The sequence below is a fragment of the Micromonospora craterilacus genome (genome assembly GCF_003236315.1).
Taxonomy (GTDB): Bacteria; Actinomycetota; Actinomycetes; order Mycobacteriales; family Micromonosporaceae; genus Micromonospora; species Micromonospora craterilacus.
This window is the reverse complement of the sequence record NZ_POTY01000212.1, coordinates 1-12,873: the sequence shown is the minus strand read 5'-3', so window position 1 is coordinate 12,873 and position 12,873 is coordinate 1. Positions and strand designations below refer to the sequence as shown.

At 74.0% G+C, this 12,873-nt stretch carries 13 protein-coding genes and 1 pseudogene; 7 read left to right on the top strand and 7 right to left on the bottom strand.

What is annotated here, in order from left to right; translation table 11 throughout:
- Positions 1-169: 169 nt before the first annotated feature.
- Positions 170-301, top strand: coding sequence for a hypothetical protein (locus C1I95_RS36950; protein ID WP_267900718.1), 132 nt, complete (start codon positions 170-172; stop codon positions 299-301).
- Positions 302-400: 99 nt separating this feature from the next.
- Here C1I95_RS36950 and C1I95_RS26140 read toward each other — a convergent pair whose 3' ends face one another.
- From C1I95_RS26140 to fabG, 4 genes are all read right to left on the bottom strand, one after another.
- On the bottom strand, positions 401-1,180 hold the full coding sequence (locus tag C1I95_RS26140) for an HAD-IIA family hydrolase (protein ID WP_111217631.1): 780 nt from the start codon (positions 1,178-1,180) through the stop codon (positions 401-403).
- A 51-nt stretch (positions 1,181-1,231) separates the two neighbouring features.
- A complete protein-coding gene (locus C1I95_RS26135) occupies positions 1,232-2,263 on the bottom strand; it encodes a ferrochelatase (protein WP_111217628.1) in 1,032 nt (343 codons plus the stop codon).
- A 112-nt stretch (positions 2,264-2,375) separates the two neighbouring features.
- Entirely contained in the window at positions 2,376-3,143 is a 768-nt protein-coding gene (gene fabI, locus C1I95_RS26130) for an enoyl-ACP reductase FabI (RefSeq protein WP_111217626.1), read from the bottom strand.
- Positions 3,144-3,210: 67 nt separating this feature from the next.
- The gene (fabG, locus tag C1I95_RS26125; protein ID WP_111217624.1) at positions 3,211-3,915 is read right to left on the bottom strand and encodes a 3-oxoacyl-ACP reductase FabG; all 705 of its coding nucleotides are present in this window, start codon (positions 3,913-3,915) and stop codon (positions 3,211-3,213) included.
- Between the two features lie 153 nt (positions 3,916-4,068).
- Here fabG and C1I95_RS26120 point away from each other — a divergent pair, with 153 nt between their 5' ends.
- The 4 genes and pseudogenes from C1I95_RS26120 (at position 4,069) to C1I95_RS26105 (ending at position 8,336) form a co-directional block, all read left to right on the top strand.
- Positions 4,069-5,307 (top strand): sensor histidine kinase, encoded by a 1,239-nt coding sequence (locus C1I95_RS26120; RefSeq protein WP_111217622.1) that lies wholly within the window; start codon positions 4,069-4,071, stop codon positions 5,305-5,307.
- Positions 5,304-5,958, top strand: a pseudogene (locus C1I95_RS26115) (response regulator). Before C1I95_RS26120 ends, C1I95_RS26115 begins: the two are co-directional and overlap by 4 nt.
- Before the next feature lie 99 nt (positions 5,959-6,057).
- A complete protein-coding gene (locus tag C1I95_RS26110) occupies positions 6,058-7,032 on the top strand; it encodes an alpha/beta hydrolase (RefSeq protein WP_111217620.1) in 975 nt (324 codons plus the stop codon).
- Entirely contained in the window at positions 7,029-8,336 is a 1,308-nt protein-coding gene (locus tag C1I95_RS26105; RefSeq protein WP_111217618.1) for an acyltransferase family protein, read from the top strand. The genes C1I95_RS26110 and C1I95_RS26105 overlap by 4 nt, the downstream gene beginning before the upstream one ends.
- A 293-nt stretch (positions 8,337-8,629) precedes the next feature.
- On the opposite strand, the gene C1I95_RS26100 is transcribed toward C1I95_RS26105, so the two are convergent.
- Genes C1I95_RS26100 through C1I95_RS26090 form a run of 3 tightly spaced genes read right to left on the bottom strand, consistent with a single transcriptional unit; the run spans position 8,630 to position 11,690 of the window.
- Positions 8,630-9,580, bottom strand: a complete 951-nt coding sequence (locus C1I95_RS26100; RefSeq protein WP_111217616.1) for a VWA domain-containing protein — start codon at positions 9,578-9,580, stop codon at positions 8,630-8,632.
- The gene (locus C1I95_RS26095) at positions 9,577-10,599 is read right to left on the bottom strand and encodes a DUF58 domain-containing protein (protein WP_438941339.1); all 1,023 of its coding nucleotides are present in this window, start codon (positions 10,597-10,599) and stop codon (positions 9,577-9,579) included. Before C1I95_RS26095 ends, C1I95_RS26100 begins: the two co-directional genes overlap by 4 nt.
- Positions 10,578-11,690 carry an AAA family ATPase gene (locus tag C1I95_RS26090; protein ID WP_111217614.1) on the bottom strand — a complete coding sequence of 371 codons (1,113 nt, stop codon included), beginning with the start codon at positions 11,688-11,690 and terminating at the stop codon, positions 10,578-10,580. Before C1I95_RS26090 ends, C1I95_RS26095 begins: the two co-directional genes overlap by 22 nt.
- 240 nt (positions 11,691-11,930) lie before the next feature.
- Here C1I95_RS26090 and C1I95_RS26085 point away from each other — a divergent pair, with 240 nt between their 5' ends.
- Together C1I95_RS26085 and C1I95_RS26080 are read left to right on the top strand one after the other, a co-directional pair.
- The gene (locus tag C1I95_RS26085; RefSeq protein ID WP_111217612.1) at positions 11,931-12,197 is read left to right on the top strand and encodes a hypothetical protein; all 267 of its coding nucleotides are present in this window, start codon (positions 11,931-11,933) and stop codon (positions 12,195-12,197) included.
- On the top strand, positions 12,187-12,708 hold the full coding sequence (locus C1I95_RS26080; protein ID WP_111217610.1) for a PH domain-containing protein: 522 nt from the start codon (positions 12,187-12,189) through the stop codon (positions 12,706-12,708). Before C1I95_RS26085 ends, C1I95_RS26080 begins: the two co-directional genes overlap by 11 nt.
- Positions 12,709-12,873 lie beyond the last annotated feature (165 nt).

The following is a 12,873-nucleotide window of genomic DNA, read 5'->3' as shown; positions in this document are numbered from 1 at the left end:
GGGCAGGGGGAGAGCGGCGGGGGCTAGGGACTGTAGGCGGTGAGGAAGACGTGGACGGCTTCGTCGGCCCAGTGGTGCAGGTCGGCTTCGGGGTGTGACTCGCGGACGGCGAACATCGCCTCGTTGAGCGGGATCGACAGGATCAGGTAGTTCAGGTGACCTGACCGCGATGGCCGCCGCCACGGCGGCGCTGCTGCCCGTCGCCGAACACCGCAGCCTGGCCGGCGAGTGGCACGGCGTACCGGCGGCGACCCTGGCCCCGGTGCTCGCCGAGTTCCTGCGCCGCGACCGGGCGGGCTGACCGGGCGGACGCGCCCAGAGCCGGACCGGCGGCGGACCGGAGGACGGCCCCAGCGGCCGGCCACGGTGGCCGGGCCACGGGGATGCCGGCCGCCGGGGTTCAGACCTCGTCGATCAGGTCGGCCACCGAGTTGACGATGCGCGACGGGCGGTACGGGTAGCGTTCCGCCTCCGTGCGGGTGCTGATCCCGGTCAGCACCAGGATGGTCTCCAGCCCGGCCTCCAGGCCGCAGAGGATGTCGGTGTCCATCCGGTCGCCGATCATCGCGGTGCTCTCCGAGTGCGCGTCGATCGTGTTCAACGCCGAGCGCATCATCATCGGGTTGGGCTTGCCGACGAAGTACGGCTCCACCCCGGTCGCCTTCGAGATCATCGCGGCGACCGAGCCGGCGGCCGGCAGTGCGCCCTCCACGGACGGGCCGGTGGCGTCGGGGTTGGTGCAGATGAACCGGGCCCCGTCGTTGATCAGCCGGATCGCCTTGGTGATCGCCTCGAAGCTGTAGGTGCGGGTCTCCCCCAGCACCACGTAGTCGGGCGCGAAGTCGCTCAGCACGTAGCCCACCGCGTGCAGGGCCGTGGTCAGCCCGGCCTCGCCGATCACGTACGCCGTGCCGCCCGGCCGCTGGTCGGCCAGGAACTGGGCGGTGGCCAGGGCGGACGACCAGATCGCCTGCTCCGGCACGTCCAGGCCCATCCGGGCGAGCCGGGCCTGCAGGTCGCGCGGCGTGTAGATCGAGTTGTTGGTCAGCACCAGGAACGGCTTGCCGGAGGTGCGCAGCCGGTTGACGAACTCCGGTGCGCCCGGGACGGGCTGGCCCTCGTGCACCAGCACGCCGTCCATGTCGGTCAGCCAGCTTTCGACGGGCTTACGGTCATGCATGATCGTCATTCCCTGGGGGTGTCGGGGATCGCCGGCACGGACGGCGGGCGGTCAGGACGGACGGCGGGGTGGGACGCAGCAGACCGTGGGGCAGGTGTCCCACATCGGCAGCTCGCCGAGCCGGCGGCGCGGGCTCGCCCCGGCCGGGTCGATCCGCTCCCGGACCAGCTCCCGCACCATGGTCACGAAGCGCGGGTCGGTGCCGGGGGTGGCGGCGCGGACGAAGTCCAGGCCGAGTTGCTTGGCCGTGTCCAGCGCCTCGGTGTCGAGGTCCCACACCACCTCCAGGTGGTCGGAGACGAAACCGATCGGGCTGACCACCACGCCGGTGACGCCCTGCTCGGCGAGCGCGGCCAGGTGGTCGTTGATGTCCGGCTCCAGCCACGGCATGTGCGGCGGGCCGGACCGGCTCTGCCAGACCAGTTCGTACGGCAGGTCCGGGGCCGCCGCCGCGTGCACCAGCCGGGCCGTCTCGGCCAGCTGGGCGGTGTACCGGCCGCCGTGCGGGCCGGCACTGTCGGCCATCGAGACCGGTACGGAGTGCGCGGTGAAGACAAGCCGGGTGCTGTCCCGCCGCGCCGGGTCGAGCTGGGCCAGCGCGGCGCGTACCGCGTCGATGTGCGGCTCGACGAAGCCGGGGTGGTCCCAGAACTGGCGCAGCTTCTCGATCGCCGGCGCGTCCGGGCCGACCGCCGCCCGGGCGGCGACGATGTCCTCCTGGTACTGCCGGCAGGAGGAGTACCCGCCGTAGGCGCTGGTGACGAAGGCCAACGCCCGCCGTACGCCGTCGTCGCGCATCTGCGCCACGGTGTCGGCGAGCATCGGCTTCCAGTTCCGGTTGCCCCAGTAGACGGGCAGGTCGAGGCCGTGGCTGGCGAAGTCCGCGCGGATCGCCGCGAGCAGTTCCCGGCACTGCTCGTTGATCGGCGAGACGCCGCCGAAGTGCTGGTAGTGCTCGGCGACCTCCGCCAACCGCTGCGGCGGGATGCCCCGCCCCCGGGTCACGTTCTGAAGGAACGGCAGCACGTCGTCCGGCCCCTCCGGGCCACCGAAGGACACCAGCACCACCGCGTCGTACGCCATGGGCCCATTCTTCCCGGTGCCCGGCGGCAGCCCGGCAACGCCCCCGGGTCCCGGCCGTTAAAAGGGGGCCCCTGCTATACCGCAGACGTTAAGAAGGGGCCCTTCCTTTCACCTAGGCGCCGATGGCGTGGTAGCCGCCGTCGACGTGCACGATCTCGCCGGTGGTGGCCGGGAACCAGTCCGACAGCAGCGCGAGGCAGGCCCGGGCGGCCGGCTCCTGGTCGGTGAGGTTCCAGCCCAGCGGGGCCCGCTCGGACCAGGCGTCCTCGAACTGCTCGAAGCCGGGGATCGACCTGGCGGCCATGGTGCGCAGCGGCCCGGCGGAGACCAGGTTGCTGCGGATGCCCTGCTTGCCCAGGTGCAGGGCGAGGTAGCGGGAGGCGGATTCCAGCCCGGCCTTGGCCACGCCCATCCAGTCGTAGACCGGCCACGCCTGGGTGGCGTCGAAGGTCAGCCCGACCACCGAGCCGCCCGGCGACATCAGCGGCAGGGCCGCGACCGCGAGGGATTTGTAGGAGTACGTCGAGACGTGCAGCGCGGTCGCCACGTCCTCCCAGGAGGCGTCGAGGAACCCGCCGCCGAGGCAGCTCTGCGGGGCGAACCCGATCGAGTGCACCACCCCGTCGAGGCCGTCGACGTGCTCCCGGACCTTGTCGGCCAGCCCGGCGAGGTGCTCGGCGCTGGTCACGTCCAGCTCGATCACGGGGGCCGGCTCGGGCAGCCGCTTGGCGATCCGCTCCACCAGCGAGAGCCGGCCGTAGCCGGTGAGCACGACCTGGGCGCCGTTCTCCTGGGCGAGCTTCGCCACCGAGAAGGCGATCGAGGCGTCGGTGATGACACCGGTGACGAGCAGCCGCTTACCGGCCAGCAGTCCGGACATTAGGCTCATTCCTCCGTGGCAGGTGGGGTCGGGGCGCAGGCGCCGCGCGGTCCAGGTTGAAGAAGGTTCAGTGGCCCATGCCCAGGCCGCCGTCGACCGGGATGACCGCGCCGGAGACGTAGCCGGCGCTGTCGCCGGCCAGCCAGGTGACCACCGCGGCGACCTCGTCCGGGCTGGCCATCCGGCCGGCCGGGATCGACTTGAGGATCTCCGCCTTGCGCTCCGCGGTGAGTACGGCGGTCATGTCGGTCTCGATGAAGCCGGGCGCGACCACGTTGGCGGTGATGTTGCGGGTGCCCAGCTCCCGGGTGATCGAACGGGCCACCCCGACCAGGCCGGCCTTGCTGGCCGCGTAGTTGACCTGGCCGGCGCCGCCAGACAGGCCGACCACCGAGGAAATGAAGATCATCCGGCCCCACTTGGCCCGCAGCATCTTCGCCGAGGCGCGCTTGGCGCAGCGGTACGCGCCGGTCAGGTTGGTGTCCAGCACCCGGGTGAACTGCTCCTCGGACATCCGCAGCAGCAGCGTGTCGTCGGTGATGCCGGCGTTGGCGACCAGCACCTCCACCGGCCCCAGCTCCGCCTCGACCGCGGCGAAGGCGGCATTCACCGACTCGGCGTCGGTGATGTCGCACTGCACGCCGAACAGACCGTCCGGCGCCCCGCTGCCCCGGTGGGTGATCGCCACCCGGTCGCCCTGCTTGGCGAAGGCCTGCGCGATGGCCAGACCGATCCCGCGGTTGCCGCCGGTAACCAGCACAGTTCGAGACACGGTGCGTCCTCTCCAAAGATCGCTGCGGGTTGGAGACTAGGCGTTACCGCACGGTAATCACTAACCCGCCCCACGTCATACCGGGGTACGACCCGCCGGATCACCCTGCGGTCGCACGACGGGAGCACCCGGCCCGAACTAGCCTGCGAGGTTATGGACCGCAGTACCCTCCGTGGGGCCCTGGCGGCCCTGCGTCGCACCGTGGCCGGGCCGGACTATCGCCGAGTCCGGCTCCCGCTGGGCTGGCTGCGTTCCCGGCCCCGGGCGACGGCCGCCCTGCGGACCCTCGGACTGCTGGCCCTGCTCGGGCTGACGCTGATCACCGCGCAGTTCCTGCTCGACTCGCGCAGGTTGCCCGTCGCCACCGCCTGGGTGATCGCGATTCTCGCCGTCGCGCCGCTGCCGCTGCTGCTGACCCGCCCACTGCTGGCCTGGCGGATCATGTTCGTCGGGCAGTTGTTCGGCACCTTCAACCGGCGGCCGACCGACGACTGGCCGTGGAGCCCGACCCAGATCCTGGTCATCGTGGTCGTGCTCACCACCGTGGCCGCGCGGGTCGACCGGGCCGTGCTGGCCTGGGTCGGGCTGTTCAGCCTTCTGCCGGTCTGGATCTTCGTGCCGCCCCGCAACCAGGTCGGCATCACCCTGCTGTTCGTCGCGCTGCTGCTCGTCGGCGACCTGGTACGGCACAACCTGCTGGCCCGGCGGGCGTTGGCCGAGCAGGCCGAGCTGAGCGAGCTGGAACAGGCCCGGCGCGGGGTGCTGGAGGAACGCACCCGGATCGCCCGGGAGATGCACGACGTGGTCGCGCACCACATGTCGATGATCGCCGTGCAGGCGGAGACCGCGCCGTACCGGCTGTCCGCCGTACCCGAGCCGGCCCGGGCCGAGTTCGTCGCCATCGCCGACTCCGCCCGGGCGGCACTGACCGACATGCGGCGGCTGCTGGGCGTACTGCGCAGCGAGTCGGAGGATCCGCAGACCGCGCCGCAGCCCGGCCTGGCGGAACTGCCCGCACTGGTGGCCGCCGCCCAGCGGGCCGGCATGACGGTGACCCTGAGCACGGACATCCCCGCCGAGCCGTCGGCCCCGGTCGGGCTGGCCGCGTACCGGATCGTCCAGGAGGGCCTGGCCAACGCGGCCCGGCACGCGGCCGGCGCCGCGGTGCGGGTCACCGTGCGGGAACTGGCCGGCGGACTGGCGGTACGGGTGGTGAACTCGGGCGAGGGCAGCCCGGCCGGGCCGGACGCACGCGGCGGCGGGCAGGGGCTGACCGGCATGCGGGAACGGGCCAGCGCCCTCGGCGGCACCTGCGTCGCCGGACCCACCAGCGACGGTGGCTATGCGGTGGAGGCGCTGCTACCCGGCGACCGGGAGGGCGGGACACCATGATCCGGGTGCTGATCGCCGACGACCAGGCGATGGTCCGGCAGGGCTTCGGTGCGTTGCTGGCCGCCCAACCGGACCTGCTGGTGGTCGGCGACGCCGCCGACGGCGCGCAGGCGGTCGCCGAGGCCCGCCGGCTCGACCCGGACGTGGTGCTGATGGACGTGCGGATGCCGGTGCTCGACGGCCTGGGCGCGACCCGCAAACTGCTCGGCGACCGACCGGCCGAAGGTGCTCATCCTCACCACCTTCGACCTGGACGACTACGTCTACGAGGCGCTACGCGCCGGAGCCAGCGGCTTCCTGCTCAAGGACGCCCCGGCCGCCGACCTGGTGCACGCGGTGCGGGTGGTCGCCGCCGGTGACGCGCTGCTCGCCCCCGCCGTCACCCGCCGGCTGATCGCCGAGTTCGCGGCCCGGCCGCAGCGGCAGCGGCACCGGCCCACCGCCCTCGCCGCGCTCACCCCCCGGGAGACCGAGGTGCTGCGGCTGATCGCCCGGGGCCGGTCCAACACCGAGATCGCCGCCGAGCTGATCGTCGCCGAGCAGACCGTCAAGACCCACGTCGGCCGGATCCTGGCCAAGCTCCAGTTGCGCGACCGCGCCCAGGCCGTCGTCCTCGCGTACGAGACCGGGCTGGTCGCCGCCGGGGAGTAGTCCCTTGGTACCAGGCCGGGAACCGCTCCCCGGGTTGACGCCCGCCGCCCGCCGCCCCGCGCAGGCTCGCACCACCGATCGGTGCGAAGGGAGCACGTCATGGTGTGCAGGCATGTCTTCCGGCTGGGCCTCGCGACACTGCTCGGGGCCGGGCTGGTAGCGCCGCCGACCGGAGCGCCGGCCGGCCTGCCGGCGGGCTTCGTCGAGGCGTACCCGGTGACAGCCGCAGCGATGGACGCGGCCGGGCCGCCGTACGCCGGCTGGGCCAGCGGTGGGCGGCGGTTCCTGGCCTTCGACGCCCGTGGCGACGGCCGCGCCGTCGAGGTGGTCGGTGACCTGGCCACCGCGGACCGGATCGCGGTGCTGGTCCCCGGGGTGGGCAGCCGGCTGCCCGACTTCGACCGCGGGCTGGGCGGCGTCGCCCGGCGCGCCCTCGCCCGGCAGGCCCGGGACCTGCACGCCGCGCTGCGCCGCGCCGAACCGCAGGCCCGGGTCGCGGTGCTGGCCTGGCTCGGCTACGACCCACCCGACGGCGTCGCCGCCGCGGCCACGCCGGCCAGCGCCCGCCGGGGCGCCCGCGCCCTCGCCGAGCAGCTGCGCGTGCTGGCGGTCCGGCGGCCTTCCGCGCACGTCACGCTGGTCGGGCACAGCTACGGCGCGCTGGTCGTCGGGCTGGCGACGGTCGACGCCCCGCCGCAGGTCACCGACGTGGTGACCCTCGGCGGCGTGGGGACCGGGGTGGACCGCGCCGACCGGCTCGGCCCGGCCCGGGTGTGGGCGGCCGAGGCGCCGGACGACTGGATCCGCCGGGTGCCGCCGGTGCGGCTGCCCGGGATCGGGCACGGGGTCCGGCCGGGCGACCCGTCCTTCGCGGCGCGGCCCCTGCCGGTCGCGGCGACCGGCCACGACGGGTACCTGCTACCCGGCGGGCCGACCCTCGCGGCCGTCGCCGAGGTGGTGCTGCACGGCACGACAGGGATCCGGCCGACGCCCGGCGGGCCGCTGCCGGCAACCCAACGTGACGCAGATGCGGTCACGGTGGCCGCCGGTCCGGCGGCGGGAGCCGCCCGGTGAGCGCCGACCGGGTCGACGGCGGGAGCCGGGCGATGCTCGCCGACCGGGTCGACGCCCGCCCGCATCGCGACCCTGCCGTCGACGGGCTGCGGGCGTACGCCGCCGCCGGGGTGGTGCTCGGCCACTGGCTGGTCACCGGCCTGGTGCTCGACGCCGGAGGCACCCTGACCCAGGCCAGCCCGCTGACCGCGATGCCCGCCCTGGCCCCGGCCAGCTGGGCGTTGCAGACCCTCGGGCTGTTCTTCTTCACCGCCGGGTACGCCTCGGCCCGCTCGATCACCCGGCACCCCGGCCCGGGCTGGCGCACCCGCCGGCTGCGCCGGCTGGTCCTGCCGGCGGTGGCGCTGCTCGGCACCAGCGCGGCCGTGCTGCTGACCGCCACCGTGGCGGGCGTACCCGACGGCACCGTGTCGGTCGCGCTGAAGCTGGCGGTAAGTCCACTGTGGTTCCTGGCCCCGCTGCTCACCTTCGTCCTGCTCACCGGTCCGCTGCGCGCCGCCGTACGCCGGTGGGGCCCGCTGCGTTGCGTCGTCGCGGCGACGGCCGTGGTGGGCGCGGTCGACCTGGCCACCCGGCTGCTTCCCGCCGGCACCGGGCTGCCGCCGGTGACCGTGCTGGCCGCCTGGGCGGTGCCGTACCTGCTGGGCCTGGCCCATGCCGACGGACGGCTGACCGCTCGGCGGGACGCGGTGCGGCTGGTCACCGTCGGGGCGGCCGGGCTCGCCATCCTGGTCACCCTGGGCTACCCGGTCAGCGCGGTCGGGGTGCCCGGGGCCGGCCGGTCCAACCTGGATCCGCCGTCCCTGCTGGTGGTGGCGCTCGCGGTCAGCCAGGTCGGGCTCGGCCTGCTGGCCCGGCCGGCGCTGGCCCGGCTGCTACGCCGGCCGCTGCCCCGGCGGCTGGTCGATGGGATCAACCGGCACGCCGTCCGGATCTACCTCTGGCACCAGCCGGTGCTGGTCGGCGTGGCCGTGCTCGCGGCCCGCACCGGAGCCACCCTGCCGGGCCTGCACACCAGCCCCGACGGCCCGACCTGGCTGCTGGCCCGGCTCGGCTGGCTGCCATTCCTGGCGGTCGTCCTGGCGGCCCTGGTCCATCGACGCCGGCCCCACGGCGATGAACGGCGGCGGATCGTGGACCGGTCGGCCGAGTGTGTCCGATCCCCCGCCCGGGTGTACGATGATCCCCGTTTGCGGGCCGCTCGGCGGCCCGTACCGCTCCGGACCCGCCGACCGCAGGAGGTGATCGCTGTGCCAGATAGCGATCCTCCCAGTCGTGGCCGGGCCGATCGCCAGCCGCGCTGAGCCTCGCTCCGCCTGAGCTGGCCCCGCTCCCCGGGCCACCCGTCCCGCCCTCCGGCGCTTTCGCCGGGATGGCGGAGCGCGCGGGTGTCACCGGAAGCCGTCCGGTCACGACTTCGTGTGTGCGCGTCCTTGGTCCACCCCTGCGGTCCGCCCTGCCCCGGGCCGCCGAGTCGCCACCCCGGAGCCTGTCATGAGCCGTTACGTCGCCCCGCTGGGCTTCACCCTCGCCGCCGTCTGGGTGGCCGTCCTGTTCTTCATGGCCAGCAGCAGCCACTGACCCGCCGGCCCGGCGGTCAGAGCATCCGGGAGGACCAGAGCAGGCTGAAGGCGCCGGCGCACAGGGCCAGCAGCAGGGCCAGGCCCGCGTACCACTGGGTGATCTCCCGAGGCTCGGTGCGGAACCCGATCGAGCTGCCCATGTCCTGGTACACCTGCTTCAGCTCGCTCACCGAGGCCGCCTCGTAGAAGTAGCCCTCGGTGGTCTCGGCCAGCTCGGCCAGGGCGAGCCGGTCCACCGGCACCCGCTGCAACTGACCCGCGATGTCGACGTGGCCCGAGTCGGTGCCGAAGGCGATGGTGGAGACCGGCACGTTCGCCGCCTGCGCCGCAGCGGCGGCCTCCTCCACCGACCGGCCGGCCGTGCGGTAGCCGTCCGACAGCAGCACGATCCGGGCCGGTGGGATGCCCGCCGCGCCGTCGGCCGGCACCGACCGGATCGCCTCCAGACAGGTGAAGACCGCCTCCCCGGTGGCCGTCGCCTCGGCCAGCACCAGCCCGTCGATGGCACTGGTCACCGCCGGACGGTCCTTGGTCGGCGGCACCAGCACGTTGGCCGACTTGGCGAACGACACCAGCCCGACGTTGTACGTCTCGGGCAGCTCGCCGACGAACTGCTTGGCCGCCTCCTGGGCGGCCTCCAGCCGGTTCGGCGCCACGTCGTCGGCCTGCATCGACAGTGACACGTCGATGGCCAGCATGATGGTGGCCCGCTCCAGCGGTTCCCGGGTGTCGACCGCCGGCCGGGCCAGCGCGCCGGCCAGCACCAACAGGGCGAGCAGGAACGCGGTCGCCGGCACGTACCGCCGCCAGCCCAGCCCCTGCGGGGCGACGGTACGCAGCAGCTCCACGTTGGTGAACCGCATCGCGTAGTCCCGGCGACGCAACTGCCGCCAGACGTACAGCGCGGCGAGGGCGAGCACCGGCAGCACGGCCAGCAGCCACCACGGTTGCAACAGTCGAATCATCGTGTCGTCCCTCGGGTGCGGGCGTGCCGCTGCGCGGCCACGAAGCGCACCATGTCCAGCAGCCAGTCTCGGTCCGTACGCAGTCGCAGGTGCGCGGCACCGCCGGCGCGCAACGCGGCGGAGATCTCCGCGCGCTGGGCGGCGGCGGCCGCGGCGTAGCGATGCCGCAGCCCCGGGTCGGCGGTCTGCACCTCGTGCAGCTCGCCGGTCTCCGGGTCGACCACCGGCAGCACCCCCACGTCGGGCAGCTCCAGCTCGCGGGGATCGACCACCTCGACCGCCAGCACATCGTGCCGTACCCGCAGCTTGCGCAACGGCCGGGACCACTGCGCCGGCGGGGCGAGGAAGTCGGAGATGACCACCGCGACGCCGCGCCGACGCGGCGGGCGGTTGAGCATGTCCACCAGCGCCCCGAGATCGCTACGGCCGGGCCGGATCTCGGTGGCCGCGATGGCCCTCAGCAGGCCCTGCGCCTCCTTGCGCCCGGCCCGGGCGGGCAGCCGGACCAGCCGACCGGGACCCGCCGGTGGGGGCGCCGCCCGCCAGCCGCGCCGCGGCGCGGGGGCATCGCCGCCGCTGCCCACCACCGCACCGATCCGGTTGCCGCCCCGCACGGTCAGGTGCGAGATGGCGGCCGCCGCCGCGATCACCACGTCCCGCTTGAGCCACCGGCCGGTGCCGAAGTCCAGGCTCGCCGACAAGTCCACCGCCAGCCACGTCTCCAGCTCACGGTCGGCAACGGTACGCCGTACGTGAGGCGTCGTGGTGCGGGCGGTGACCGGCCAGTCCATCCGGCGCACGTCGTCGCCGGGGCGGTACTCCCGCGACTCACCCGCCTCGCTGCCCGGCCCCGGCAGCAGGCCGGCGTAGTCGCCCTGCAGCAGCCCGTCGAGCTTGCGGGTGACCAGCAGTTGCAGCCGGGACAGCACCGCATCGGAGCGGTTGGTGGCCGCGTCCGCGCTGCGGTCCCGATTGCCGGGCAGAGGGGTGGTCGAGGTCACGGCCGCTGCCCGGGCCACCCCGAAGTCGGGGCCACGGCACCCGGCGGCGGTGTCGGTGTCGCCTGCTGCCGGGGCGCCACCGACGGCAGCGGAATGGTCGACAGCACCCGGTGCACCACGTGGTCGGCCGGCACGTCGTCGGCGAGCGCGTCGTAGCTGAGCACCAGCCGGTGCCGCAGGATGTCCGGCGCGATGTCCTGCACGTCCTGCGGCAGGGCGTAGTCCCGGCCGCGCATCAGCGCCAGCGCCCGGGTCGCCCGGACCAGACCGAGCGAGGCCCGGGGGCTGGCACCGTACTGGATCAGTTGCGCGACGTCGGGCATGCCGTGCTCGGCCGGGGTACGCGTGGCCAGCACCAGCCGCACCGCGTAGTCGACCAGCGCGTTGTGTACGAAAACCTGGTCGGCCTTGTGTTGCAGGGCGATCAGGTCTTCGGTGTCGAACACGCGGGTAGGCTCGGGTGCGGCCACCCCCATCCGGTAGACGATCTCCCGCTCCTCGGCGTCGGTCGGGTAGCCGACGACGATCTTCATCAGGAACCGGTCCCGCTGCGCCTCCGGCAGCGGGTAGACCCCCTCCTGCTCGATCGGGTTCTGCGTCGCCATCACCAGGAACGGGTTCGGCACCCGGTGGCTCTCACCCCCGATGGAGACCTGCCGCTCGCTCATCACCTCCAGCAGCGCCGACTGCACCTTGGCCGGCGCGCGGTTGATCTCGTCGGCGAGCAGGAAGTTGACGAAGACCGGGCCCAGCTCCACGTCGAACTTCTCGCTGGACTGTCGGTAGATCCGGGTGCCCATGATGTCGGCCGGCACCAGGTCGGGGGTGAACTGCACCCGGGCGAACGACCCGCCGACCACCTTGGCGAGCGTCTCCACGGCGAGCGTCTTGGCCACCCCCGGTACGCCCTCCAGCAGGCAGTGCCCCCGGGCGAGCAGCGCCACGAACATCCGCTCCACCATCCGGTCCTGCCCGACGATCACCCGCTTGATCTCGAACAGCGCCCGCTCCAGGAGGCTGGCGTCCTGGGCCGGGGTGGTCGGCGGCGTGGACGCCTGCGGCTGCGCCCCGTTCGGCGTCGGGGCGTCGGGCGTGGTCGGCTGGGCCACCGGTCCTCCACAGCATGATCGGTCGTCGCGACGTGTGCGCTACCAAGCCTCGCATGCCCGACTGAGTACGGACGTGGGGAGCGACCGATTTCCGCCACGCCGTCCGTCCCGCGCCAGGCGAATCGCCGATCACCAGTGGACAGATGCCGCCCCGGCGTGTGTACCATTCACCCGTCGCCGGGCGGCTTCCCCCGTGGCCGCCCGGCGCTCACCCTCTCCCGTCGCCCTAGACTGGCCGGGATGAGCGACCCCGACCTTCCCACCGAGGCCCTGATCTGTTCGGCCCGCGGGTGTCGCGCCCCCGCCGGATGGGCACTGCGCTGGAACAATCCTCGCCTTCACGAGCCCGATCGGCGCAAGACCTGGCTCGCCTGCGACGCGCACCGCACCTCCCTGGGTGACTTCCTCACCGCGCGAGGCTTCCTGCGCGAGGTCGCCCCGCTGGCCGAATCGCCTACGCTCGAAGGGTGGACGCGTACAACGAGAGACCAGACCGGTGAGCGATGAGGCATTGGGCGGCCCGCCGCCTGCCGGGCCGCTCGAGCCGTGGCCGGAGACCGTCCGGTGGCAGTCGATCTCGTCCGACCTGATCTGGGTGGAGTTGCTGCGACTGTCGGGCCTGGTGGCCGTCTTCTCGATCGCGCTCGGCGCCGGTTGGGCGCTCAGCGGGGCCTGGCCCCTCGGCCTGGCGCTCGGCGTCGTCCTGCTGTTCGCCGTCTGGCGGTCGGTGACCATCGTCCGGGCGGTACGCGCCTGGGGCTACGCCGAACGCGAGGACGACCTGCTGGTCCGGCACGGGCTGCTGGTCCGCCGGCTGTCCATCGTGCCGTACTCCCGGATGCAGTTCGTCGACGTCAGCGCCGGCCCGCTGGAGCGGGCGTTCGACCTGGCCACCGTGCAGTTGCACACCGCCGCCGCGGCGAGCGACGCCCGGGTGCCCGGCCTGCGTCCGGCAGAGGCGTCCCGGCTGCGCGACCGGCTCACCGCGCTCGGCGAGGACCGGGCGGAAGGGTTGTGAGCGGCCCGGCCGGCTGGGGCTCGGACCGGCCCGCGCCTCCCCCCGCCGACGCACCACCACCCGTACCGCCGGCCGCGTCCCCCGCCGGTGACGCGGCCCCAACGCCCGACGCCGAGTCGCATGACCGGCGGCCCGAGGCCGCACCTCAGCCGTCCGCAACACCGC

Coding starts and splice junctions, on each gene's coding strand:
- C1I95_RS26120 (WP_111217622.1), top strand. CDS start 4,069: ATGGACCGCAGTACCCTCCGTGGGGCCCTGGCGGCCCTGCGTCGCACC.
- C1I95_RS26135 (WP_111217628.1), bottom strand. CDS start 2,263: ATGGCGTACGACGCGGTGGTGCTGGTGTCCTTCGGTGGCCCGGAGGGG.
- C1I95_RS26140 (WP_111217631.1), bottom strand. CDS start 1,180: ATGCATGACCGTAAGCCCGTCGAAAGCTGGCTGACCGACATGGACGGC.
- C1I95_RS26085 (WP_111217612.1), top strand. CDS start 11,931: ATGAGCGACCCCGACCTTCCCACCGAGGCCCTGATCTGTTCGGCCCGC.
- fabI (WP_111217626.1), bottom strand. CDS start 3,143: ATGTCCGGACTGCTGGCCGGTAAGCGGCTGCTCGTCACCGGTGTCATC.
- C1I95_RS26100 (WP_111217616.1), bottom strand. CDS start 9,580: ATGATTCGACTGTTGCAACCGTGGTGGCTGCTGGCCGTGCTGCCGGTG.
- C1I95_RS36950 (WP_267900718.1), top strand. CDS start 170: ATGGCCGCCGCCACGGCGGCGCTGCTGCCCGTCGCCGAACACCGCAGC.
- C1I95_RS26110 (WP_111217620.1), top strand. CDS start 6,058: ATGGTGTGCAGGCATGTCTTCCGGCTGGGCCTCGCGACACTGCTCGGG.